Here is a 24,650-nt window from a genome sequence, read left to right as displayed (position 1 = left end):
AGAAGACGACCTTCCGGCAGCAACTGCCGGAAGGTGCTGGGTCAGTGATGGGGCCGTACCGGGCTCAGTAACCCTTCTGGATCCGCCCGAACATCTTGGACCAGTCCTGCTCGTGGCTGTTCCAGTATTCCGGATTGGCGAAGGTCAGACCGTCGAGCGTTCCTGTCGGGTCGAAGGCCGGCAGGGTCGGGATCTTCTTGCCGAGGTCGACCTTTGTCGGGTCGAGCGCCGGTGGATAGTTCTGGCCTTCGGCGACCGCGATGGAGGTTTCCGGCGCCAGCATGAAGTTGAGCAGCTCTTCACAGGCTTCCATCGGCGAGCCCTTGATCACGAACAGGCATTCCTGCCAGCCGAAACCGTTGGGCGGATCGATATAACCGATGTCGTGGCCCTGCTCCTGCAGCGCATAAATCCGGCCGGACCAGCCTTCGGTGACGTAGATTTCCTCTTCCGCCAGAAGGCTCATGAGCTCAGCGCCGGACTGCCAGTATTTCAGCAGCAGGTCGCGGTTGGTGCGCACGGCCTGCCAGACGGCATCCATATCCGTTGCGTTGTTCGGGTCCTGGTCGGTCTGCAGCGATGCGTACCAGACGCGCGTGCGCCAGTCGGACCAACCGCCGATCTTGCCCTTGTAGGCTTCATCGATCAGGAGCTTCGCGCCCTTCTCCTTGGCTTCATCGTCAGAGATGTATTTCCGGTTATAGGCAATGCCCGTGGTGCCGTAGTCATAAGGCACGCAGGACAGCTTGCCGTCGGTGACACCCCGGAAGACGTCCGTCAGTTTCGGGATCACGTATTTCAGGTTCGGGATGTTGTCCTCGTTGAGCGTCGAGTTCAGCCCGAGATTGACGTAGCGCGCATAGTCGAAGACGCCGGACAGATGCGCGATGTTGTATTCGCCTTCCTGGCTGGCCTTGACGCGCGACAGATATTCGTCACCGCCGCCGAACGTTCCGTCGACAACCTTGATACCGGTCTTTTCGGTATACGGATCGAAGGCATATTTGCGGAAGGCTTCCGAAACGACCCCGCCCCAGCCATCGAAGCGAACTTCCTCGGTTGCAGCCATGGCATGGCGAGCAAAGGGTGTCTGCACCCCGTAGGCGAGACCGGCGGCCCCGATCAAGCCAAGGAACTTGCGGCGGTCGAGATCGCCGTTGAGATAGCGTTCGCGCAGACGCTCATAGCGTTTGGTATTGTCCATCTTGGTTTCCACTCTGGTTCTTGTGTCATTTACTTGCTTTGATCGCGCGGTTCTAACTGCCGCGCTGCATGGCCATCCGCCGGGCAATTGCCAGCCCGATAAGCGGCAGGCCGACGGTAAGGAAAATCATCACAGTGCCGAGGGCGTTGATCTCCGGAGAGATGGAATTGCGCAGCATGGCAAAGATCTGGGTGGGCACGGTTTCGACCCCGCCCGGCTTCCAGAACAAGGTGCCGGTAATGTCGTCAAAGCTGATGGTGAAGGCGAACAACATGCCGGCGAAGACAGCAGGCGCCAGCAGCGGCAGCGTAATCTGGAAGAAGGCCTGCACCGGGCTGGCGCCAAGGCTGAGAGCGGCTTCCTCATAGTCGCGGCGAATGCCGACGAGGCGGGCCTGCACCACGAGGATGACGAAGGGCAGCGTGAAGATGACGTGCCCCATCAGCAGCAGGAAGAAGCTCTTGTTGATCGACAGGAAATTCAGGAACAGCAGCAAGGCGACCGCCAGCACCACCTCCGGCACCAGGATGGGGGCAATCAGGAGGGTGGAGATCAGGTTGCGGCCCGGCACCTCGTAGCGCACCAGGGCAAGGCTTGCCAGAACGCCGAGTGTCGTGGAGATCAGCGCCGTCAGCGCGCCGAGGATGATTGAGGTCTGGAACGCCCGCAGGATGGCGTCGTTGCCGGCCAGTTCAACGAACCAGCGGAACGAGAAGCCGGTCATCGGAAAGCTGCCGAACTGGCTGGCGTTGAAGCTGAGCAGCACCACCACCGCGACCGGCAGAAACATGAACAGATAGACCAGCAGCGTATAGGCCCGGATCAGTTGCCACCCCATCAGCCCAGCCCCTTCATCAATTGGCCCATGCCGAGATAGTGGTTGTAGATGAGTACCAGGGTGCCGAGGACGGCGAGCAGCATGAGCGAGAGCGCCGAGCCGAGTGGCCAGTTGAGCTGGGTAATGATCGCCTCGAAAACGAGATTGGCGAACATGGCGTCCGTCGGCCCGCCCAGAACCAGCGGCGTGATGTAGGTACCGGCGCTCAGCACGAAGCAGAGCAGGCCGCCCGCGGCCAGCCCCGGCAGGGACAGCGGCAAGGTGACTTCCCGGAACGCCTGCCAGCGGGTGGAGCCGAGCGAACAGGCGGCGTCTTCCAGCGATACATCGATCCCTTCCAGCGCCACGTAGACGTTCAACACCATGAAGGGCAGCAGGAAATGCACGAGGCCCAGGATCACCGTCGGCTCGTTATAGAGCATCTGGACCGGTTCGGAGACGATGCCAAGATTGAGCAGCGCCCAGTTGACCGCGCCGGACACGCCCAGAATGTTGATCCAGGACATGGTGCGGATGATGTAGCTGATCCAGAAGGGCAGCATCAGCAACAGCAGCAGCAATGCCTTGTTGCCACGCGAGCGGGCGATGAAATAAGCCGCCGGATAGCCCATGACGGCGCAGGCAATTGTCGTAATTGCCGCGATCCGCAGCGTGCCGAGCAGGATGTCCCGATAGAAGGGATCGGTGAGTGCCTCGTTCCAGTTGTCCAGATAAAAGCCCGCCTGGTCGGCGCCGGTGGCTGTGCGCAGCCAGAAGGAATAGACCACGATGAAGACAAGCGGCACAAACAGCAGCAACCCGACTGCGGTCAGCGCTGGGGAGAGAAGTATCCATGGCTGTCGTTTTTCCCGCGCCTCGACGCTCATGCGCTCAAACCCTGCCAGATGCCTTGTCAAAATTGCTTGACTTCAGCGTCGCAGAAGGGTGTTTATTGATCAAATAGATAGTAGAAATTATAACTATAGATCTGATCAATGACTGAGCGATTGCGCCCCATCCAGGCAGAGCGGCTTGCCCGCGAACTGGATTGGAACCTGCTGAGAACCTTTATCGTGCTGGCCCAATCGGGCAGCGTGACGAGGGCGGCGGATCGGCTGCGCCTCAAGCAACCGACCGTTTCCAGCGCGCTGAAGCGGCTGGAGGACCGGTTGGGGCGCAAGCTCATCAACCGCAAGCCGGGCCAGTTCGAGCTGACGGAAGCCGGTCAACTGCTGCTGAAGGAAGCCATCGAGATCCAGGGATCCATCCTGCGGCTTGGTACGCTGATGCGCGACGTCACCGACGAGATCCGTGGCCATGTCGAGATCGCCATGGCCAGTCACGTGGTCTCGCCGCTTTACGACGACACCTTGCGCGCCTTTCATGAACGCCATCCTGCGGCAACGCTGACGGTCAATGTGTCCGCCAGCAAGGACGCGCTGGAGGCCGTGACCTCGCGCAGGGCGTCTCTTGCTGTCTGCCTGGTGCGCGAACGCAACCCGAAGCTTGAATATCTGCGCCTTTTCCGTGAGTTCTTCGGCCTTTTCTGCGGCCCACCCCATCCGCTATTCGGCAAGACGAACCTGACGAAGGCCGATCTTGCGGGCCAGTCCTCGGTCAGTTTCGTGACCGACCGGCTGGAAGATGCGCTCCGTCCGGTCACCTTGATGCGCGCGGAAGCCGATCTGGAAGACAGGGTCGTCGGCACTTCCGCCAATCTGGAAGAAGTGCGGCGCATGATCATCGCCGGGCTGGGTATCGGCCCCCTGCCCGTCCACGTCGCCAAGCGGGACATCCGCGATGGACTTTTGTGGCAATTACCGCCCTATGACGCGCTGCCGGAGATCGACGTGCATGTGGTCTGGAATCCGAAGGCGAAACTGAACCGGGCCGAACAGGCACTGCTCGACATGCTGCTTGAAAAGATTCGGCAGACACCGATCGAGAAACGGACTTATCGATGACAGTCTTCTGGGGTTGAATGGCCAGCCGGCTTCTTTACCAAGTCGAGCGGGCAATAAGGGAAACCCTGTAGCTGCACATTGCATTCCTCAACCGACGTTGTAAAACTTTCAGCACGCTGCGGAAATCTGGCGGTTAACGCCGACCGGGCTGAAAGGGTTAGAAGATGAATTGTGCACGGCTCGCCTGGAAATACCTGTTCCTCGCGCTCATGACTGTTGCCCTGTTTCAGTCGCCGGCCACCGCGGCGGAAGAATTCTTCCAGGGTGGTTGGACCCTGCAGCGGGACGCATCGTCCCTCCGGTTCCAGTCGGTGAAGAACCTCACAATCGTGGAATCCAGCTCTTTCGCCGAATTTGAAGGCGGCATAGACGAAACCGGCAACGCCAGAGTTCGCATCTATCTGGACTCAATCGATACGAAAATCGACCTCAGAAACGTGCGCATGCGGTTTTTGTTCTTCGAGACGTTCGAATTCCCCGAGGCGGTGATCACCACGCAAATCGATGCGTCGGCTCTGGCCGACCTTCCGACCGTCAAACGCAAGATCATACCGCTGGATTTCAAGCTGGATCTTCACGGTGTTTCCAAATCCTTCCAGTCCGACGTTGCCGTGACCTACCTGAGCGCGGATCTGGTTGCCGTTTCGAGCACTGCGCCGGTTTCCGTTGCGGCGTCTGACTTCAACCTTGGCGGCGGCATCAAGAAGCTCGAGGAAGCCGCCGGTGTGGTGATTGTGCCTTCGGCAACGGTTTCCTTCGATTTTGTCTTCGCGCGCAAAGCCGCTGAACCGGCTCAGAGTGTTTCGACGGATGCGGCACCAAAGGTTACAGCCTCCCAATCGGCGGCGAGCACCGCGCTGGAACCGGAAGGCAACCTGGACAGTGAAGCCTGCACCGGCCGGTTCGAGATCCTGTCCCGCACGGACAATATTTATTTTCCAAGTGGCAGTTCGCAGCTTGACCCGCGAAGCGAACCGCTGTTGAACAGCCTCGTTGACATCATCTTGAGATGCCCGGGACTGGTTATCGAAGTCGGCGGCCACACGGACAGTGACGGCAGCGATACATCGAACCAGCTTCTGTCCGAGCGCCGGGCGGGTGCGGTCAAACAATATCTTGTCTCGAAGAGCATTCCCGAGAGCAGGATCAAGAGCGTCGGTTATGGTGAAAGCCGGCCCGTCGCAGCAAACACATCTGCGGACGGAAAGCGCCGCAACCGGCGGATAGAGTTTGTCGTTGTCGAATAAGCCTCTCATGCATCGCACTGCGATCGGTTTTCTTCTGGCGCTGACAGTCAGCCTTGGCCTGTTCATGAGCAGGGCGCAGGCGGAAGCGCGACTGGCGCTGGTGGTTGGCAACGGCAACTACACCGAGGTCACGCCGCTGGACAATCCGGTCAACGATGCCGAGCTGATGGCCGACACGCTGCGCAAGGTCGGCTTTGAGGTAACGCTCGTCACGGATTCCAGCCAGCACGAAATGATCACGGCGATCTCACGGTTCGGCAGCCGTTTGCGGGCAGCCGGCGAGGACGCGACCGGGCTTTTCTACTATGCCGGCCACGGTGTGCAGTCCTTCGGTACGAACTTTCTGCTTCCGGTCGACATTGAGCTCCAGGACGCTGCCGACCTCAGCCTTGTCGGCGTGCCGGCCCAGGCCGTTCTGCGGCAGATGTTTTCGGCGCGCAACCGGACCAATATCGTCATTCTGGATGCCTGCCGGAACAACCCGTTCGCTGCGATCCCGGACCTGAGCGACAACGGCCTTGCGGAAATGAAGGCCCCCAGAGGCACCTTCCTGGCCTATTCGACAGCCCCCGGCGATATTGCCCTTGATGGTGCAGGCGGCAACAGCCCGTTCACAGAAGCGCTGGCGCGGCACCTGCCGACACCCGGAATGTCCGTTGAAACTCTTTTCAGGGAAGTTCGGGTCGACGTTCTGAAGGATACCGGCAACCAGCAGACGCCCTGGGATACGTCCTCCCTTACCGTCGATTTTCAGTTCGTTCCCGCCAAGGCCCCTTCAGCGGAAGAAGTCGAGCTTCGGCAGATCTGGGACACGGTCAAGCTCAGCCAGGACCCCTTGCAGGTGCTCTTGTTCCTGCGTGCGCACCCGGACAGCCGCTATGCGGGGGAAGCCAGGGAACTCCTGACGGTGCTGATGGAGAAAGAGGCACAGCCTGTCGTGTCGGCAGAGGCTCCGTCGCAACCCGCCTCCGAGCCTGCCGCCCCCCAGACAAGCGAGCGCGACATGATCGAGACAGCGCGCCGCGAGGGAACGGCAAGCGCCTATCAGACCTATCTGGATGCCTATCCAAACGGGGCGTTTACAGAACTGGCGCGCCTGGAACTGCAGACGATCCTGAACAAGGAGCAGAGCACCGACCCGGTTACCAATCAGCCGCCGCCGGAAGAGGCGCCTGTGGCCGCTCAACAGCCCTCCACTGACCAGGATCAGAAAGGCCCGCCCGCGGTCATCGCGTTCAATGCGCCGCTCGCCATGGGGGATCCGGAAATTGCCAGCCGCAGCATTTCGGAACTGATCACAGGGTCACCGAAATATCCGCCGATCGAAGGCCTGCCGGAGGCCGTCTGGAAGGACAAGACCTGCGCTGCGTGCCATCACTGGGAACAGGCCAACCTGTGCGACCAGGCCAAGACCTATGTCGCTGACAAGTCCCGCGCCGTGGCGAAGGAACACCCCTACGGTGGCGCCTTCAAGAATGCCTTGCGGCTCTGGGCCCAGCAGGGATGTCCCTGAGGTCAGCGCCGGTTTCTTTTTCGCAGGACCCGCTATTCTTTCTACACCGGTCTGGAGATCACCGCATAATCCGCATAGCCGGCGTAAAGACGGTGGAATGACAGTAGCGCGCCGTTGTTGGCGGCAAGACCTGTCAGTTCGTCTTCCAGACTTGCGCGCGGAGACACGTGGAAGGATTTCAGCCAGGCAAACAGCAGGCGCTTGAACCAGCCCGGCATCCGCTCCTGCTGACCGAAATCGACGACGTGAATACGTCCGTCCGGCGCCAGCCGGGCAGCACCTGCCGCCAGTGCTTCACGCCAGATCGGGATCATGGACAACGTGTAGGAATAGAACACCCGGTCGAAAGCCGGCACGCCAAGGCCTTCCGTTGCAGCGGGATTGGCGGCATCGCCCTCCACAAGCGTGATCCGGTCCGTCAGGCCAGCCTTGTCGATATTCTTCTGCGCGGTTTCCAGCATGTTCCTGGAAATGTCGACACCGAAGAAGCGCACGTCCGGATAAGCCTTTGCGGCTGCAATCAGGTTCCGGCCCGTGCCGCAGCCAAGTTCCAGAACAGTGCCTCCTCGCGGAGGCTGGAGGTCTCGGATCAGCCTGTCACGCCCGAGCAGATAGAACTTGCGGGTCAGGTCATAAAAATGGCGCTGATGGCGATAGACGGCGTCCATCAGCCGGGCCGTTTCGACAGCTTGGGTCATGATGCTCGTTTTCCGTCCTGAGACAGGCCAGTCTAACCGTTGAACACATAAAGGTGGAAGCCACCATAGATGGAAGAACGGTCCTGACGGCCGAGTTCCAGGCTTTCCTCTTCCTCATAGGTCCAGCGATCCAGAATTCGGTCGGCGACGCGGCCCGGCAGCAAGGTCGGTTCGGCAGCCGTGCGGAAGATGACCCGGGCGCCCGGGCGGGCGGTGCGGGTGATTTCGGCCCAGAGAGCGTTGAGCTGATGATCGGTCATCCAGTCCTGAGCGTCGAGCAACACGTAGGCATCGAGCGTGTCGTCCTGAACCGACTGGAGATGCTCGGTGAAATTCCGGTTGAGCACCCGGACACGGCCGGCACGCTGACGGATTTCCTCGAAGTGTTCCCGCTTCAGATAGGGCGGCAAGGGCCCTGCCGGACCTGTGCTGTCCTGACCACCGGGGGCATAGCCCCTGCCGAAGGCCTGCCAGGCAAAATAGTTGTCCTGCATGGAAAAGTCGCAAGCCAGCTTCTCGAGCCGCTGGCGCAGAACCGCGGACATGTCGCCCTCGGCACTGGCAGATACCAGCGCATCATATTGCGCCGGGGGAATACCGAGGCCGTAGAGAGACATCTTCTTCGATGTTGCCCAGCGTACCAGACGCTTGTCGAACAGCGGCGCCAGCGCGGTATCAAAGAAGCTGCGCTGCTCTTCCAGCGACTTGGTCTTGACCATGTATTTCGGGTCAATGCCATAGAGCTTCGCGATCAGGTGCCCGGCACCGATGCAGTAGCCCAGCAGGCCGTGGTGATAGAGATCGCGCGAGAACAGCGTGATCCGCTTGCGGCCCCAGTTGGCCATGTCGCGGCCTTCCCAGTAGGCGACCGTTTCCGGATCGAGCTTGTCCTTCAGGAAGCGCTGATAGGCAGCCACATTGGCCTTTTCGTCGGCTTCACCGAAGAACCTGTAGAAAATCTCGTAATTCGGCAGATGCTTGGCGGCCGCCAGCTTCAAGCGGCCCAGCGCAACATGTGCGCGGTTGAGATCGACTGCGGTAATTTCGGCCGGGTTTGCCGTCAGGTACGACATGACATTGCAGCCGCCGGACGCAATGGCAATCATCCTGGAGTCCGGCGTCAGGCGCAGGGCCTTCATGTCGACATCCGGATCTTCCCAGATCTGCGGATAGACAAGCCCCTTGAAGGCAAATGTGAACAGGCGCTCCAGAAAGCCGTCTTTGGACGTTGCTTCAGACCGGTGAACCGCATTCTTGAGACGTTTCTTCGATGCGGTGAGCGTGCTCTGCGCCATGTCTTTCTCCCGAGTCACCTGCGCCAATAAACTGCCTTCCGATACGTGACGGACGCGACAGTTTGGTGACGTTTGCGGAGATTCGAGCCGTTGTCCGGATAATAAAACCGGCCGTGAGCACCAGCCGATCCGTTCCTGACGCGCCTTCGGTTTGCCGGGATGGACCACCTGAAGCCCATCAGACAGAAAAGCCCCCGCCGAGGCGGGGGCCTTGGCACATTGTCTGAAGCCGATCAGGCTGCGGACTGTGTTCGTACACCGTCCAGAAAGGCGGCGACCTGGCTCTTCAGGGTCTTGGCGTTTTCTTCAAGCTGGCGTGCAGAGACATCGACTGTTTCTGCATTGTGACGGGTGTTTTCCGCCGCCAAGGAGACGCTCTCGATGCTGTTGGTCACTTCTACCGTACTCCGCGACGCTTCTGTCGCGTTCTCAGCGATTTCCTGCGTCGCCATACCTTGTTCCTCGACCGCCGAAGAGATCGACTGTGCGATTTCGTTCATGCTGTTGATGATCTGCGTCACGGACGAGATTGCATTCGCAGCAGACTGGGTTTCACCCTGAATTGCCGAGATCTGGCTCGAGATTTCCTCGGTTGCCTTCGATGTCTGGGTGGCGAGTTCCTTGACCTCGGCAGCAACGACAGCAAAGCCCTTGCCGGCTTCGCCAGCGCGCGCAGCCTCGATCGTTGCGTTCAGGGCTAGAAGGTTCGTCTGTTCGGCAATCGCCTGAATCAGGGTCACCACTTCGCCGATCCGACCGGCTGCTTCGGAGAGACCGTTCATCCGTTCGTTGGTCGCGCGGGCTTCGGAGGCTGCCTGGGAGGCGATCTCGCTGGAAGATTGAACCTGCCGCCGGATCTCGTTCACCGATGCCGAAAGCTCTTCTGCAGCAGCGGCAACCGTTTCCACGTTGCGGGCGGCCTGAGAGGAGGCGTTTGAGACAAGCCCGCTCTGAGACGTCGTCTGTTCCGCTCCGTTCGTCATTTCCTCCGATGCGTTCTGCAGACGGCGAACCGAACCCTCGATGATGTTCATCATCTCCATGATCTGGCGATCGAATTCGGCACTCATACGCTGGATTTCCTCACCACGCCGCGCAGCCTGTTCCTGATTGGCCAGCTGTTCCTCTTCAAGCTGCTTGCGCGCATTCTCATTGCGAACGAAGACCTCCATAGCGGATGCCATCTGGCCGATTTCGTCCCCGCGTTCGGTTCCCGTCACTTCAATGGAACTATTGCCTTCAGCGAGGCTGTTCATGTTGCTGGTAAGGGCATTAATCGGTCGGCTGATACTACGGATCGTGAAATAGGCAACGAATCCCGCAACGAGCGCACCGATGGCAGACACGGCGATCAATACAATGGCGACGTCCCAATACGCAGCGTTAAGGTCATCCACATAGACACCGCTGCCGACATACCAGCCCCAGGGTGCGAAAAGTTCGCTCCATGCGTGCTTCGGATAGACCTCGTCTCCGGTCTTCTTCCTAGTCTGATATTGAATATAGGCTCCCCCGGCGTCGCCTGCCTTGACCAGCTCCCTCGTAATATAGACGCCATCCGGGTCGACGTTGTCCCAGCGATTGTCGCCAACGATCTCGGAGCGCGGGTGGACCAGCAGCGTTCCTTCCTTGTCATAGACGAATATGTAGCCGTCACCGCTAAACTGCATTCCGCCAATGGCAACAGCAGCACGCTGTCTGGCTTCCTCGGCGGTCAGAGTGCCGGCCTCTGCCATATCATTGTAGCGTTTCGCTATCGCGATCGCGGCCTGGTCGATGTTCTTGATACCAAGAAGGCGCTCTTCAAGCATTCCCCTGTGAAGGGAATTCAGGCTGATAATTGCGATCAGAATTGTGAAGGCGAAAACAGTTACCGCTGGAATGGCAATTTTCCAGGTCAGGGGAATGCTGTTGTATTTCATCTGACATACCTTTGGGGGAACTTACTGAAGGTATTTCTGCCGTATGATCGTAAATTTTCCATGACCTTGGCATTTTTGACGAAGTCGACACATATTTTTACTTGTCGATTTTTTGAGAAATATTTTGAGAGCAGTATTTACAAATACAACCTAGACTATAACTCGTCTAATGACCGGGGACGCCAGAACAGAATAGCCCCCGCCGAGGCGGGGGCCTGTCGCTTGTCCAGCACGGTTGGGATATCTGAACCTAGCGGGTGATCACCACGAAGTCGGTGCCAAGACCGGTATTGCGGGTGAAGTTGCGGTCCGTGACCGTCAGGGACGAGCCCGGGGTCAGCATTGTGGACACTTCAAGCGCCACCTTCCTGGACACCTCGATCCGGTCGAGAACATCGGTTGCCGAGCCGCCGCGTTCCTCTTCCGCGGACACCGCGATCCAGTCAACGGACGTGTCGCCGGGCTTGAAATCCATCGCGGTGAAAACGTGCGTTCCGATTTCCTGATCAATATCCTTGATCGTCACCGGTGCGGAATAGACATCGCGAAACTTGCGGCGGATCCGCAAGGTGGCGTTCTGCGGTTCTTCGTAGCCGGCGTCGGCGTGAATGCGACCTTCCAGTGCATTGGTCAACTGACCGGTTACCGGCAGTTCGGCCCCTTCCTGATAGAGGCTGATGGCGGCGCGGGTCTTGCGGCCCATGACACCGTCTTCCGGACCGGCGTTAAAGCCCATCTGGTTGAGCAGTTGCTGCAGCACCTGAATACGGCTCGGCGCTTTCTGCGGCGTGATGATCATCCGAAGCGGTTGATCGAAATACGGATTTTCAGGCTGTACCGCCGGCAGATTGGCCTGCAGGGGCGCTTCCTGAATGGCCCCGCGCAGGGCCGGATCTGACGCGATGGTCTCATCCGTCAGGCTTGCGACCTCTGTTTCCGCCACATAGGGCTGCGGCAGCACCGCGTGATGGACACCCAGCGGGTTCGCATCTCCCCTGGTCACGACAACATGCATGCCGCGCTCGGTCATGCTGTAGAGCGACTGCGCAAAGGCCTTGGGAAGACGAATGCAGCCGTGAGAGGCCGGATAGCCGGGCAGCCTGCCGACGTGCAGGGCAATGCCTGACCAGGTCAGCCGCTGCATGAAGGGCATCGGTGCATCGTCGTAGAGATTGGAAAAGTGCTTGCGCTTCTTTTCCAGAATGGAAAACACGCCAGTCGGTGTGCTGTGGCCGCGCTTTCCGGAGGAAATCGACGAAACCTCGATCAGATCCAGGCCGCGATAGACCTTGATCTTCTGGTCGTCCAGCGACACCAGCATATGCAACGGCGGTTCGCTTGCCACATCCGTCTCCGGAGCGGCGTCCCGCGCGAATGCCGACGACATCGCGGCGACCGAAATAACTGCGGCACCGGTCAGGTTGAGCAGCGAGCGCTTGCGCCTGCTCCGGCTATTCATTTCCATTGACAACATCCCTGAGCTCCCCAACGCAAAAACCCATAAAGCTCGATTAAAACCGTAACCAAAACCTGTGTAGATCGGGTTAGGAAACACGGTTACTTATTGGTTTCCTTCCACCTTTCAGCCGCAAGGTCGCACATTAGTCAGCTCGCGGCTGTTATTCACATCACATTTTTGTACAGTTAGCAGACGTAACGTGAACCTGGCCTGAACGGGGAAAACGGCCCATTCATGCCTCAGGTTCCCAGGAACGGCTTTTTCAGGCTTTCAGTGCGTCGAGAAAACGGACGGCTTCACCGCGCGAGGGGGCTGCCAGTTCGCCCTCCCACATGACACGCTGTCCGCGAACAACGGTGCCAACCGGCCAGCCGGTGACATTCTTGCCGTCATAGGGTGTCCAGCCACACTTGGAGGCAATCCACTCGTTGCGGATCGTTTCCTTGCGCTTCATATCCACCACGGTGAAGTCGGCATCATAGCCGACGGCGATCCGGCCCTTGCGCGCCGTCTGGAAGAGACGGGCCGGGCCTGCGCTGGTCATGTCAACAAAGCGCGCCAGGCTGAGACGGCCTGCATTGACGTGATCCAGCATGATCGGCACCAGCGTCTGCACACCGGTCATGCCAGACGGCGATGCCGGATAGGGCTTCTGCTTTTCTTCCAGCAGGTGAGGCGCATGATCGGAGCCGAAAATGTCGAGAATGCCCTGCTGCAAGGCCCACCACAGGCGCTCCGAGTGCCGCGGCGCGCGCACCGGCGGGTTCATCTGAACCAGCGTACCCAGCCGGTGGTAGGCTTCGTCCGTCAGGGTCAGATGGTGCGGGGTGACCTCGATGGAGGCAACGTCCTTGTGGTCGATCAGGAAATCCACCTCTTCCGCCGTCGACAGATGCAGAATGTGGATCTTGGCGCCGGTTTCGCGTGCAATGCCCACCAGCCTCTGGGTGCACTGGAGCGCTGCGGTCTCGTCGCGCCAGATCGGGTGAGAGCTCGGATCGCCTTCAACCCGCTCTCCCTGACGTTCGCGCAGGCGGAACTCGTCCTCGGAGTGGAAGGCTGCCCGGCGGCGGGTCGTGGACAAGATTTCCTTCACGCCCTTGTCGTCTTCCACCAGAAGATCACCGGTAGAGGAGCCCATGAACACCTTGATGCCTGCGGCGGCCGGCAGACGCTCCAGCTCCGGAATATCCTTGACGTTGTCCCGTGTACCGCCAACCCAGAAGGCAAAGTCGCAGTGCATGCGGTGGTGTCCGCGCTGCACCTTGTCGGCAAGAGCTGATTCAGAGGTCGTCAGCGGATTGGTGTTCGGCATTTCGAACACCGCGGTGACACCGCCCATGACCGCAGCCCGGGACCCTGATTCCAGGTCTTCCTTGTGGTCGAGACCCGGCTCGCGGAAATGCACCTGGGTGTCCATGACACCGGGAAGAACATGCAGGCCTGTGCAATCGACTGTTTCGCCTGCCTGCGATGCGTCGAAGGAGCCGATGCCCGCAATCCGGCCATCGCGAACAGCAACATCACGCTGTCCCTCGCCATCCTGATTGACAACGGTTCCGCCCTTCAGGATCAGGTCATAGGTCGCGCTCATGTGGCTCCTCCGCGTAAATTCGGGTCTATCGGCAGGTCGGTTTACCGGGCTTATACGCGGCCCGGCGGCAAAGGGCCAGACAGGGGCCGGCAGATTCAGAACCTTGCCCACGGTGGGCAAAGAGCCTATGTGCCAATCAAGTAAATCTGGCCAGACACTCTGTCTGAAACAGCCATCCTTTCCATGGAGCCTGCCGTGCCGACCTTGTCCTACGCCCCTCTGTCCGACCGCTCGCTGATCCGCGTTGGCGGTGCCGACGCACAGCATTTCCTGCAAAATCTGGTGACGGCAGATATCGACGGCATGAAGGATGGCGGCGCAAGTGCAGGTGCCCTGCTGACGCCCCAGGGGAAGATCCTGTTCGACTTCCTGATTTACCGTCTGGAAAGCGGTTATCTGCTGGACGCGCCTTCGGCAACCGCTGCCGATCTTGTGAAACGGCTGACTTTCTACCGGTTGCGGGCGAAGGTGGATCTGGAGCTGCTGCCGGAAAACGTTGGCGTGATTGCTCTTTGGGATGACAATCCGGAAGCGGGCAAGGGTCTGGACAGTGATGTGGACGGCGCTCTTTCTGCCGTCACCGACCCACGCCTGCCCGCGCTCGGCAAGCGTATTGCTGGGCCTGTCGTAGAGCTCGCCTTAAAGCTCCTGGCCACGGCTCAGGACCTTGCGGCCTATGACCGTCATCGCATTTCAATGGGTGTGCCGGAGGGCCTGAAGGACTACGACTACTCGGACATCTTCCCGCATGACGCCGATCTTGATCAGCTTGGCGGCGTTTCCTTTTCCAAGGGATGTTATGTCGGGCAGGAAGTCGTTTCGCGCATGCACCACCGGGGCAGTGCCCGCAAGCGGTTCGTTCAGATCGAAAGCAGCGATGCTCTTCCGGAAAAAGGCACTGATATAACGGCAGGTGGCAAATCCATCGGCGCCCTCGGCTCCAGCGCCCTGACCGACGATGGCGCTGTGGGCCTTGCGCTTCTGCGCCTTGACAAGGTTGCCCAAGCCAAGGACAACGGCACCCCTCTGCAATGCGGTGACGCGGAGATTCTGGTCAAGCTGCCCGACTGGGCTTCCTTTTCCTTGCCGGAGCCGAGCACCGCGGACTGAAACCGCGAGACCCTTGAGAACCGATGGCCTCTGCCCGTATCGACCAGCCCCCGCGCGCCTGGCAGCGCATGTTGTCCGGCAGACGGCTCAATCTTCTGGACCCCTCGCCGCTCGACGTCGAGATTTCCGACATCGCCCACGGGCTTGCCCGTGTCGCCCGCTGGAACGGCCAGACCTACGGCAATCATGCCTTCTCGGTCGCCGAACATTCGCTGATCGTCGAGGACATCGCCTTTATGCTGAAGCCCGACCTGCCACCGCACTGGCGGCTGGCGGTACTGCTTCACGACGCGCCGGAGTATGTCATCGGCGACATGATTTCCCCGTTCAAATCCGTCATCGGCGAAGCCTACAAGGCGGTTGAAGCCCGTCTTCAGGCGGCCATTCACCTTCGGTTCGGCCTTCCGGCTGCCATACCCGTGGCCGTGAAGAAGCTCGCCAAGCGCGCAGACATCATCTGTGCCTATTTCGAAGCCGTGGAACTGGCCGGTTTCGAGGAAACCGAGGCGGCGAAGATTTTCGGCAAACCGCGCGGTTTCCCCCTCGATGCCGATGGCAAATTACGCTACGGTCTTAAGCCTTTGCCGGTGAAAACTGCCCAGGAAATGTTCATGCAGCGCTTCGATGAGATCGAGGCCCTGCGCGAAGCTGGGAACAACCCGAAAAGCAAACAAGCAAACGGGTGACGTTGCCAGCGAATGACCCTAGTTTAGTGGCAGATACGAAGAACCGGTTCTGTCATGCTGCACGTCTGCTCCCTGTCGAAACTACCTGAAACGGTTGCCACCACTGGTGCCAAATCCGTTATAACGCTGATCAATGCGGAAATGAACGTTCCGACCCCGGCCGGCATTTTACCGGAGCGGCATCTGTCGCTTGCCTTCAATGACATTGTCAGCCCGGTGCAGGGACTGGTGCCCGCCAGCGAACGGCATGTGCAGGCCTTTCTCTCTTTCGTGAATTCCTGGGACCAGCAGGACCCGCTGGTCATTCATTGCTGGGCGGGTATCAGCCGCTCCACAGCCGGTGCCTATGTGGCGGCTTGTGCGCTCAATCCGGAGGCGGACGAACACCGTCTCGCGAAGATCCTGCGCGAACGCTCGCCCTCGGCCACGCCGAATGCACGTATTGTTGCCATTGGCGACAAGCTTCTCGGCCGCGACGGCCGCATGATCGACGCCATCCGGGGCATCGGCCGCGGAGCCAATGCCTTTGAAGGCACCCCCTTTGTCATGCCGATCGACTGACGGCCACCACGGAGACCCAATGCCCCACCGGCAAGCCAATATTGAAATCGGATTGAATGCCGTCATCGTATCGGTTGCCGGAGGCCTGCCTCAGATCGTCCATGTGAACGATGCGAAGCAGACCGGTAGGGGAACTGGCGCAGATCCCGGAGCAAACGCCCCGGGCGAGGCAACGCTCGACAGTCTGCCCTTTGGTCCGTTCGACCCGATCCACCACCGTACCTTCGAAATCGGCCTGCGGTCGTGGGTGGAAAACCAGACCGCGCTGAGACTGGGGTATGTGGAACAGCTCTATACATTCGGCGACCGGGGCCGCCACCGGGTTTCCGGCGACGAGGGCCCGCACGTGGTTTCGGTCGGATATCTGGCATTGACCCGCCAGACACCGGATTCGGAAAGCATGTTGTCGCGGCACGATTCGGCATGGCGCTCCTGGTACGATTATTTCCCCTGGGAAGACTGGCGCACCGGACGGCCAGATGTCCTGGATCGGGACATCCTGCCCGCGCTCGACTTGTGGGCCAGCGAACCGCCCCCCTCTGGCGAACCGCCCAAACCGCTCGGGCGTCAGGAACGGGTCCGGCTGGCCTTTGGCACAGGTGGAACTTCCTGGGACGAAGAGCGGGCGCTGGAGCGGTTCGAGCTGCTCTATGAAGCAGGTCTCGTCGAGGAAGCGCGGACCGATGGACGGCCTGCGGCCCTGCGCCGGTCCAACCTGCCGTTTCTCGGCGCGTCGATGCGGTTTGACCATCGCCGGGTGCTGGCGACGGCCATTTCCCGGCTGCGCGGCAAGCTGAAATACCGACCGGTAATTTTCGAGCTGATGCCGGAAACCTTCACCCTTACCGAACTGCAAACCTCGGTCGAGGCCATTTCCGGACGCCATCTGCACAAGCAGAATTTTCGCCGCCTGGTGGAAAATGCCGACCTTGTCGAACCGACCGGCGCAACGTCAACCGCGACTGGTGGCCGCCCCGCCGCCCTCTTCCGGTTCCGCCATCAATTGTTGAGTGAACGGCCTGCTCCCGGGCTACGTGTCGGCGGGCGCTGACGGCGTTCTGCGTTTTTTTCACGCCGTCTTCAAAGTTAAGTCCTTCGTAATATTAACCATAACGCACCCTGTAGGCGCGAAAACTTCCACGAATTTCCGCGAATTCCAGTCTTATTAACGCTCTTTCAAGGTTAAGCGCACATCTTCAATTTCAGCGTCGTTGTTTACACAGCGTTCACGCTGTTCGTCCGGCGTTTCGGGACGATGTGTAACGAGTTGGAGTTGGCTGCGTATGTCTGGCCTTAAGTCCCGCAACGGAAAGCGGTTTTCTTCGAAAGTGACACAGGATTTCGGCCCGGTCCGTGCGCGTATGCGCCGGCTCAAATATGTGCTTGTTGCCTGTCCGCTGGTCTGGATCGGTATCGGCGGATCGGTGGGAAATCAGGACATCTTCTCGCTCGTCAACGCGCGCAAGGCTGAATCTCCGCGCTGGATGATGTATCTCGAGCCTGCGAATTTCACCACGAAAATCGCGCCGCAACTGGCTCTCGGGACGACACCCGTACCGGACTACATCTCCTCGCCGGTGCTGACGCTGAACTCCGCAGATGATGCCTTTGAAGCGCGGCCGCTTGTCGGTCTTCAGGAAGTTGCGATGAGCGACCGTCCGACCGAAATTCCCGACAAGATCCGAACCAACAGCACCGCCAAGAGCGACCGCTTGATCACGATGGCGCCGGATCGCCAGATGGTCGACAGGGCGGCCGGCAATCTCTATTCCATGTCCAGCCTGATCTCGACGGAGAAGAAACACGAGGATCTGCCGCGCGTTGCCTTCGTCAAGGCACAGCCGCTCAATTCTCAGGAAACCAGCATGCTGGCCAGCCATGGCAAGGACGGTTTCCCGGAAGGCGGTCCGCTGGATCTGCAAAAGGTGATGATGGCCCGCAATGCGGCGGCGGCCAGCTTCTCGCTCGTTTCCGCTTACGCTCCTGACAGCGTGAAGGAAACCAAGGAACCCTTTGACGCGCTGTTCGGCGCGGCCATGTATGAGCAGGAACTGCCGCCACCGGAAGATCCTGAAAATCCCCATTGGTGGGCCCAGAAGCCGTTGCCACTTTCCGTTGGAGACAAGAAGGAACAGCGCTGCCTGGCCGAGGCCATCTACTTTGAAGCCCGCGGCGAAAGCGAAGACGGCCAGGTGGCCGTGGCGCAGGTCGTGCTGAACCGGGTCAAGAACCCGGCCTATCCGGACAGTATCTGCGGCGTCGTTTACCAGAACCGCCACAAGCGCAACCGCTGCCAGTTCTCGTTCGCCTGCGATGGCATCAAGGACCGTATTTCCAGTCCAGCTGCCTGGGCAACGGCGCAGAAGCTGGCAAGGCAAGTGACCGACGGCCAGCGCTATTCCAAGATGGTCGACGCCTCGACCCACTACCACGCGACCTACGTCAATCCGCGGTGGGCAAAATCCATGGCCAAACGCGGCCAGGTCGGTCTGCACATCTTCTACAAGACCTACGCCGGCGGCTGGAACTGATCCTGCCGCCTTGAGCCCCTTTTCCAACTGCGCTCTCCAGACGACTGCTTTATAGGCGTCCTCAGGCGTGTGTGGCCGATCCTTCGAGACAGCGCTTCGCGCTTCCTCAGGATGAGGTTGAGAGGAGGCGAGCATGGATCAACATCGACAAACACCCAACCTCATCCTGAGGAGGACCATCAGGTCCGTCTCGAAGGATGGGCCCCTTGTCCGGGCATCCGCAACAAACACCGCGGTCCCTCCCCATCAGTCACTCGACTTGAAGACGTTTGTCACCACCATGATCACCAGATTGGCGATCAAGACCATGTCGAGCAGATTGAGGACCAGAAGGATTGTCTTCTTCCGGTCCAGAAACTCGAAGCTCTGGATCGCGTCGTAGATATCGAAGATAAAGGTGACGAGAAACAGGGCCATGGCAATGCTGAGCCCCAACAGGATCGGGACCTGAGTGTAGCGGGTCAGCCTGATGACCGGGTCGCTTGCCGGAATCTTGCGGTCTTCGTTCTGCTATTCGCCCATGATGACTGCCCTGAATGACCTTCTTCAGAGCTCGCACGAGTTTGGACGGCAGACCAAACCGGAAGATCCAACCGGCAAGCACAAACCCGGCCAGCTTCTGGAGCTTGCCGGGGTATGCGCCTGACCTCAAGCTGTGGCGAAGGTATCCTTGAACTGTTCGCGCAGGATGTTTTTCTGGACCTTGCCCATGGTGTTTCGCGGCAGGCTGTCGACCACGACAAGCTTTCGCGGATGCTTGAAACGGGCCAGAGATGTTCCGGCAACGGCCAGGATCGCGTCCAGATCCGGAGTTTGGCTGCCGTCCGGCACCACAAGGCCCAGCACCGTTTCACCGAAGTCCGAATGCGGCACGCCGATAACGGCGCTTTCCCGCACACCCGGCTGGGCATCCAGGATCAGTTCGATCTCTTTCGGATAGATGTTGTAGCCGCCCGAAATGATCAGGTCCTTGTTGCGCCCGACGATATGAACGTAGCCATCGGCATCGATCATCCCGAGATCGCCGGTGATGAAGAAGCCGTCCTCACGCAGTTCCGCAGCCGTCTTTTCCGGCATCTGCCAGTATCCCTTGAAGACGTTCGGCCCGCGCACCTCGATCTGGCCAACCGTTTCCGGCGGCAGCGTGTCGCCCGTGGCCGGATCGGTGATCTTCAGTTCAACGCCCGGCAGCGGAAACCCGACGGTTCCGGCGCGGCGCTCGCCCTCATAAGGGTTGGAGGTGTTCATGTTGGTTTCGGTCATGCCATAGCGTTCCAGAATCCGGTGGCCGGTCCGCTCCTCGAACTGCCGGTGCGTGTCGGCAAGCAGCGGCGCGCTTCCGGAAATGAACAGCCGCATGCCCTTGGTCAGCCCGGCTGTGAAGCGGTCGTCCTGAAGCAGGCGGGTGTAGAAGGTCGGCACGCCCATCATCGTCGTTGCTTTCGGCATCAGGCCGATCATTGCGTCGAGATCGAATTTCGGCAGGAACAGGATCGCGCCGCCTGCCACCAGCGACACGTTGGTCGCAACGAAGAGACCATGCGTGTGGAAGATCGGCAAGGCATGCAGCAGCACGTCCTTGTCGGTGAAGCGCCAGAGATCTGCCAGGGTGGTGGCATTCGACAGGAGGTTTGCCTGCGTCAGCATCGCTCCCTTGGAGCGTCCGGTTGTGCCTGATGTGTAAAGGAACGCAGCCAGATCGTCCGGCGCGCGGTCCACCGTCTCAAACTCGGACGGTTTGTTCTTCGCCTGATCGGTCAGAGAACCGGTCCCGTCGGCGTTGAGCGTTTCGAGACGGGCGCCGAGCCTGGAGGCGACGGGTTCCAGCACGGTTTTGCTGGAACCGTCGCAGACCACGGTGCGGGCACCGCTGTTTTCGATAAAATAGCTGAGTTCATCGACGGTATAGGCTGTGTTTAGCGGAAGAAACACGATGCCGGTCTGGGCACAGGCCGCATAAAGTGCCAATGCTGTGGCGGACTTTTCGACCTGTGCCGCCAGCCGGTCACCAGCCACCATGCCGTGGTCGGTCAGAACGTGGGCAATCTGTGCTGCACTTTCCAGAAACGCCGAATGGGTCAGGATGGAGCCGTCCTGAAAGATCAGAAAGGGAGTGGTCTTGCCGGCGTGCTTTCCGAAGAGTTGGTCGTAGAGTGGGTTTGTCATTTATGTGGCTCCTGGATCAGCAGGTGTCCCATCCAGCCTTGAAAGGCTAAAAAGCTGATCGATTCTATAGTGTTAGAGCTTGTTAACCGCATTCAGTTCAACGCGGGAAGCTCCAAAGTGAAAGCTTTGTCTCCAGCGGTGCTGAGCGATTTGATTTCAGACGAGGCGGCGATTGTCTGTGACGAAGCGAACCTTTCATGGTTCTGCGTCACCTTCTCCAGGTCGTAGAGATAATTGACCATCACGCCCGCGGACTGCTTCAACCCCTTGTCGGAAAGATCCGCGCCCACATGCACCTGATGGACAAGGGCGCCGTTGCCGAGATGGAAGCGGGCGACCGGATCGAGCGGCAGACCGTCCGTGCGTTTTGCGGTCATCAGATAGCGCGCTGCCAGCTTGCGAAGGGTGTCCTCGTCGGCTGAGGTGTGGTCGATGCCCTCACTGTCCAGCCAGCGGACCAGCCCCGGGATTGGGGACAAGGTGACGAACGTCTTGAGCTTGGGCAGTTCCAGCGACAGATCCGCGGCCACCTGCTTGATCAGCGAGTTGCCGAAGGAAATACCGGCAAGGCCTGCCTGGCAGTTTGAGATCGAATAAAAGACCGCCGTATCTGCCTTGTCCGGCTCGATCTGGGTCCGGTTTTCGGCAAGGAGGCCCTGGATGGATCCCGGTATTCCCTTTGTCAGGGCCACTTCCACAAAGATCAGCGGTTCATCTGGCATCGCCGGATGCAGAAACGCAAAACAGCGCCTGTCGACGGGCTCCAGCCGGCGGCGGAGATCGCTCCAGCTATCGATCGCGTGCACAGCCTCATAGGCGATGATCTTTTCCAGAAGCTGGGCCGGGCTTTCCCAGTTGATCGGCCTCAGGACGAGAAAACCGCGATTGAACCAGCTTGCAAACAGATGCCGGAAGTCCAGATCAAGCGCCTGCAGGGCATCGTCGCCCTTGCTCAGGCGCAGCAGATCCTCGCGCATGCCGACCAGAAGCCGGGTTGCGTCGGGAACCTGATTGAGCCGCCGGATCAGCTCCTGCCGGGGCGGTTCGACCGCCTCCATGAATTCCCGGTAGCTCGCCTTCGATTGTCCTTTTTCGTAAAGCTCCAGCGCTGAACGAACGGCGGAAACCGACACTGCCAGGCCTTCCGCGAGATACCGGAAAAAGCCACGTTTTTCCTCGTCGTTCAGCGCGCTGTACCGGGCGAGGATCTGCCGGGCAAGATTTTGCCCGGAGACTTCGCCAGTTGCACCGATCAGATCGGTGACGAGCGCTTCGAGCGGACGGTCATCCGCCTTGTCCGCCCATTTCGGCAGGTATCTTCGTTCGAAAACGGTGGTGAGCAGGTCTGCCAGGAACATCAAAGCGCTTCTCCCATGACCACGTCCGGCAGCCAGGTGGCCAATTCCGGGAACAGGCAGAGAATGACGATCGCCAGGAACATGCAGGCCACGAATGGCAGAGACCCGGTGAGGATCGTCTTCAGAGAAATGTCGGGGGCAATGCCGTTGATCACGTAAAGGTTCAACCCGACCGGAGGGGAAATCAGGCCGATCTCCATGTTGATGGTCAGGATCACTGCGAACCAGATCGGATCGAAGCCTGCGGTGGTAATGATCGGCAGCAGGATCGGTGCGGCCATCAGGATCACCGCGACCGGCGGCAGGAAGAAACCGGCTATCAGCAGGAAGACGTTGATTGCCGCCATCAGGATCCAGCGGTTGACCGACAGAGTTCCGATCCATTCGGCAATCGCCTGGGTGATGAACAGCGACGACAGCATGTAGGAGAAGACGCCTGCTGCCGCGATGATGAAGAGGATCATCACGCTTTCCCGGGTGCTGTCGCGCAGCACGGTCCAGAGCAGCTTGGGGCTCCAGAGCCGGTAGATGATGACCGCGATCACGAGGCAAAGAAGAGCGCCGACAGCCGCTGTTTCAGACGGTGTGGCGATACCGCCGTACATGGCATAGAGCACACCCAGGATAATGAGCATGAACGGCAGCACGCGCGGCAGGATCTCGAACTTTTCCGCCCAGGAATAGCTGCCCGCGCTAAGCACGCTGGCATTGCCGCTGCGCCAGGTCGAATAGAGCGACCAGGCCATGAAAAGCCCCATCAGCATCAAGCCGGGAATGACGCCGGCCAGGAACAGGCGGCCGATCGAGGTTTCCGTCGAAATACCGTAGACGATCATGGTGACCGACGGCGGGATCAGGATGCCGAGCGTTCCGCCGGCAGCGATGGAACCGGCGGCAACGCCATCCGGATACCCACGCTTGCGCATTTCCGGAATACCCATCTTGCCGATGGCCGCACAGGTGGCCGGTGAAGATCCGGACATGGCGGCGAAAAGGGCACAGGCGCCGAGGTTGGAGACCACCAGTCCGCCAGGCACTCGCGTGAGCCAGCGTTCCAACGCTTCATATAGATCCGCCCCCGCCCGTGTCGAGGCGATGGAAGCACCCATGATGATGAACATGGGGATCGACAGAAGCGCGAAGTTATCAAGTTTGCCGAACAGGATTTCGGGCATCAGTTCCAGCGACCGGAAACCGTCGAATGCCAGCAGAAAACCCGCGGAGACGATCAATAGACCGATGGCAACGGAAATGCCGGAGAAGAGGACAAGGATAGTGGCGACCGCAACCAGTGCGCCGAGCAGCAGGGGATCCATTATTTGTCCTCCAGACCGAAGGGTTTGTCGATACCGGTGAGAACCGCGTAAAGGTCAGCCGTAAGCTGCAGCAACAGCAGCCCGATGCCGACAGGGATCGACAGATAAGGGATCCAGAGCCTGACGCCCCAGACCGTGTCGGAGGTCCAGCCTTTCGACCAGGCAAGGTACCAGAATTCGAAGCCGTAAAAGAGCATCATCGCCATGACCAGTATCGAAAGCGACAGCGTGATGCAGGCCAGCACGTAGCGGGCTCGCGGCGACAGCCATAAGGGAAACAGGTCGACATTGACGTGCCCCCGGAGCCGCTGAACATACGGCAGGCCCACAAGGGTTGCGGCGATCACCAGATAGATGACCGTTTCAGTCTGCCAGACGGTGGAGGCGTTAAGCACCAGCCGCACGAAGATCATCTGACAGGTAACAACGACCGCGACGACGATCATTGCTGCCGAACACCAGCCGGCCACGGTGGAAATCGCGGCGACGAAGCGCAAGAAGGGATTGCTGCCGGCATGCGCCACCGCAGCCGTACTGTGGCCCGCCATGGGTCACTCCTTAGAAAAGAGGTCCTTTGGAAAGGGTTCGGGGCGGGTTTCAGCCCGCCCCGCAAGTTCAGACGCTTATTCTACGGACAATGCCAGATCGAGAAGCTGCTGACCGTTCGGGGTCTCCTCTACAAAAGCCTTGTAGGATGTTTCCTTGGCAAGGGTCCGCCAGGCATCGAAGTCCGCGGCGCTCATTTCTGCAATCTCGACACCGTTTTCACGGAAGACCTCAGCAGACACCGCATCTTCCTTCTTGGCTTCCTCCAGATAGAAGGCCTGGGCCTTTTCCGACGCTGCCAGAAGGGCTTTCTGCTGCTCTTCCGTCAGGCTGTCGAACTTGGCCTTGTTCATCAGGAGCGGCTGGTACATGAACCAGAGTGCATATTCGCCAGCCGGAGTGTAGCAGGCGACCTGCTCATAGATGCGGTAGCTGACGAAGGACGAGGACGAGGTGTTGACCGCGTCCAGAACGCCGGATTGCATGGCGTTGTAAACTTCGGAAGATGCCATGGACGCAATCGAGGCCCCGGCGCCTGCAAGCATCTGCTCGAAGGCCTTGCCGGCCGCGCGGGTCTGAAGGCCCGGCATGTCTTCCGGCTTGGTGATGCACTTGTCCTTGGCCGCAAAACCACCGGCCAGATAGCCGTGCACCAGCACCATC

23 protein-coding genes are annotated in these 24,650 nt (G+C 59.8%); 9 read left to right on the top strand and 14 right to left on the bottom strand.

Annotated elements, in window-relative coordinates; translation table 11 throughout:
• Positions 1-64: 64 nt before the first annotated feature.
• The 3 genes from SIAM614_RS07780 to SIAM614_RS07770 are packed head-to-tail and all read right to left on the bottom strand — an operon-like array spanning position 65 to position 2,908.
• Positions 65-1,204 carry an extracellular solute-binding protein gene (locus SIAM614_RS07780; protein WP_040439670.1) on the bottom strand — a complete coding sequence of 380 codons (1,140 nt, stop codon included), beginning with the start codon at positions 1,202-1,204 and terminating at the stop codon, positions 65-67.
• Between the two features lie 52 nt (positions 1,205-1,256).
• Positions 1,257-2,042, bottom strand: coding sequence for an ABC transporter permease (locus SIAM614_RS07775; RefSeq protein ID WP_006933440.1), 786 nt, complete (start codon positions 2,040-2,042; stop codon positions 1,257-1,259).
• Positions 2,042-2,908, bottom strand: a complete 867-nt coding sequence (locus SIAM614_RS07770) for an ABC transporter permease (RefSeq protein WP_006933434.1) — start codon at positions 2,906-2,908, stop codon at positions 2,042-2,044. The genes SIAM614_RS07775 and SIAM614_RS07770 overlap by 1 nt, the downstream gene beginning before the upstream one ends.
• A 108-nt stretch (positions 2,909-3,016) precedes the next feature.
• Between SIAM614_RS07770 and SIAM614_RS07765 the strand changes: the two genes are divergently transcribed.
• From SIAM614_RS07765 to SIAM614_RS07755, 3 genes are all read left to right on the top strand, one after another.
• Positions 3,017-3,985, top strand: a complete 969-nt coding sequence (locus SIAM614_RS07765) for a LysR family transcriptional regulator (RefSeq protein ID WP_006933433.1) — start codon at positions 3,017-3,019, stop codon at positions 3,983-3,985.
• A 164-nt stretch (positions 3,986-4,149) separates the two neighbouring features.
• Positions 4,150-5,232 carry an OmpA family protein gene (locus tag SIAM614_RS07760; RefSeq protein ID WP_006933430.1) on the top strand — a complete coding sequence of 361 codons (1,083 nt, stop codon included), beginning with the start codon at positions 4,150-4,152 and terminating at the stop codon, positions 5,230-5,232.
• Positions 5,233-5,239: 7 nt separating this feature from the next.
• Complete coding sequence (locus tag SIAM614_RS07755; RefSeq protein ID WP_006933428.1) at positions 5,240-6,745, top strand: caspase family protein; 1,506 nt, start codon at positions 5,240-5,242, stop codon at positions 6,743-6,745.
• 41 nt (positions 6,746-6,786) lie between these two features.
• Here SIAM614_RS07755 and SIAM614_RS07750 read toward each other — a convergent pair whose 3' ends face one another.
• The 5 genes from SIAM614_RS07750 to SIAM614_RS07730 form a co-directional block, all read right to left on the bottom strand.
• Positions 6,787-7,443, bottom strand: a complete 657-nt coding sequence (locus SIAM614_RS07750) for an SAM-dependent methyltransferase (protein ID WP_006933426.1) — start codon at positions 7,441-7,443, stop codon at positions 6,787-6,789.
• A gap of 32 nt (positions 7,444-7,475) precedes the next feature.
• Entirely contained in the window at positions 7,476-8,738 is a 1,263-nt protein-coding gene (locus SIAM614_RS07745) for a DUF3419 family protein (protein ID WP_006933425.1), read from the bottom strand.
• A gap of 233 nt (positions 8,739-8,971) precedes the next feature.
• The gene (locus SIAM614_RS07740; RefSeq protein WP_006933424.1) at positions 8,972-10,660 is read right to left on the bottom strand and encodes a methyl-accepting chemotaxis protein; all 1,689 of its coding nucleotides are present in this window, start codon (positions 10,658-10,660) and stop codon (positions 8,972-8,974) included.
• 250 nt (positions 10,661-10,910) lie between these two features.
• Positions 10,911-12,125 carry a L,D-transpeptidase gene (locus tag SIAM614_RS07735; RefSeq protein ID WP_006933422.1) on the bottom strand — a complete coding sequence of 405 codons (1,215 nt, stop codon included), beginning with the start codon at positions 12,123-12,125 and terminating at the stop codon, positions 10,911-10,913.
• A 256-nt stretch (positions 12,126-12,381) separates the two neighbouring features.
• Complete coding sequence (locus SIAM614_RS07730) at positions 12,382-13,713, bottom strand: dihydroorotase (RefSeq protein WP_006933420.1); 1,332 nt, start codon at positions 13,711-13,713, stop codon at positions 12,382-12,384.
• Between the two features lie 195 nt (positions 13,714-13,908).
• On the opposite strand from SIAM614_RS07730, the gene ygfZ reads away from it, so the two are divergent.
• The 5 genes from ygfZ (at position 13,909) to SIAM614_RS07705 (ending at position 18,601) form a co-directional block, all read left to right on the top strand.
• Entirely contained in the window at positions 13,909-14,823 is a 915-nt protein-coding gene (gene ygfZ / locus SIAM614_RS07725; RefSeq protein ID WP_157139737.1) for a CAF17-like 4Fe-4S cluster assembly/insertion protein YgfZ, read from the top strand.
• A gap of 23 nt (positions 14,824-14,846) precedes the next feature.
• Positions 14,847-15,509, top strand: a complete 663-nt coding sequence (locus SIAM614_RS07720; RefSeq protein WP_006933416.1) for a YfbR-like 5'-deoxynucleotidase — start codon at positions 14,847-14,849, stop codon at positions 15,507-15,509.
• Positions 15,510-15,563: 54 nt separating this feature from the next.
• Positions 15,564-16,070: a tyrosine phosphatase family protein gene (locus tag SIAM614_RS07715; RefSeq protein ID WP_006933415.1), complete on the top strand. Its 507-nt coding sequence runs from the start codon at positions 15,564-15,566 to the stop codon at positions 16,068-16,070.
• Positions 16,071-16,089: 19 nt separating this feature from the next.
• Positions 16,090-17,121 (top strand): NUDIX hydrolase, encoded by a 1,032-nt coding sequence (locus SIAM614_RS07710; protein ID WP_006933409.1) that lies wholly within the window; start codon positions 16,090-16,092, stop codon positions 17,119-17,121.
• Between the two features lie 232 nt (positions 17,122-17,353).
• Complete coding sequence (locus SIAM614_RS07705; protein ID WP_006933406.1) at positions 17,354-18,601, top strand: cell wall hydrolase; 1,248 nt, start codon at positions 17,354-17,356, stop codon at positions 18,599-18,601.
• A gap of 246 nt (positions 18,602-18,847) precedes the next feature.
• Here SIAM614_RS07705 and SIAM614_RS07700 read toward each other — a convergent pair whose 3' ends face one another.
• On the bottom strand, positions 18,848-19,066 hold the full coding sequence (locus tag SIAM614_RS07700; RefSeq protein WP_267871939.1) for a YqhA family protein: 219 nt from the start codon (positions 19,064-19,066) through the stop codon (positions 18,848-18,850).
• Positions 19,067-19,070: 4 nt separating this feature from the next.
• Between SIAM614_RS07700 and SIAM614_RS31940 the strand changes: the two genes are divergently transcribed.
• Positions 19,071-19,247, top strand: coding sequence for a hypothetical protein (locus SIAM614_RS31940; RefSeq protein ID WP_006933404.1), 177 nt, complete (start codon positions 19,071-19,073; stop codon positions 19,245-19,247).
• Between the two features lie 2 nt (positions 19,248-19,249).
• Here the strand turns inward: SIAM614_RS31940 and SIAM614_RS07695 are convergent, their stop codons facing one another.
• The 5 genes from SIAM614_RS07695 to dctP form a co-directional block, all read right to left on the bottom strand.
• Positions 19,250-20,767, bottom strand: a complete 1,518-nt coding sequence (locus SIAM614_RS07695) for a malonate--CoA ligase (RefSeq protein WP_006933402.1) — start codon at positions 20,765-20,767, stop codon at positions 19,250-19,252.
• A gap of 92 nt (positions 20,768-20,859) precedes the next feature.
• Positions 20,860-22,125 carry a malonyl-CoA decarboxylase gene (locus SIAM614_RS07690; RefSeq protein ID WP_006933400.1) on the bottom strand — a complete coding sequence of 422 codons (1,266 nt, stop codon included), beginning with the start codon at positions 22,123-22,125 and terminating at the stop codon, positions 20,860-20,862.
• Positions 22,125-23,441 carry a TRAP transporter large permease gene (locus tag SIAM614_RS07685; protein ID WP_006933399.1) on the bottom strand — a complete coding sequence of 439 codons (1,317 nt, stop codon included), beginning with the start codon at positions 23,439-23,441 and terminating at the stop codon, positions 22,125-22,127. The genes SIAM614_RS07690 and SIAM614_RS07685 overlap by 1 nt, the downstream gene beginning before the upstream one ends.
• Entirely contained in the window at positions 23,441-23,989 is a 549-nt protein-coding gene (locus SIAM614_RS07680) for a TRAP transporter small permease (protein ID WP_006933397.1), read from the bottom strand. Before SIAM614_RS07680 ends, SIAM614_RS07685 begins: the two co-directional genes overlap by 1 nt.
• Positions 23,990-24,064: 75 nt before the next feature.
• On the bottom strand, positions 24,065-24,650 hold a 586-nt coding region (gene dctP, locus SIAM614_RS07675), incomplete at its 5' end, for a TRAP transporter substrate-binding protein DctP (RefSeq protein WP_006933396.1).

This window comes from Roseibium aggregatum IAM 12614 (genome assembly GCF_000168975.1).
In the GTDB taxonomy this organism is placed as follows: domain Bacteria; phylum Pseudomonadota; class Alphaproteobacteria; order Rhizobiales; family Stappiaceae; genus Roseibium; species Roseibium aggregatum.
This window is presented reverse-complemented; position numbering and strand designations above follow the sequence as displayed.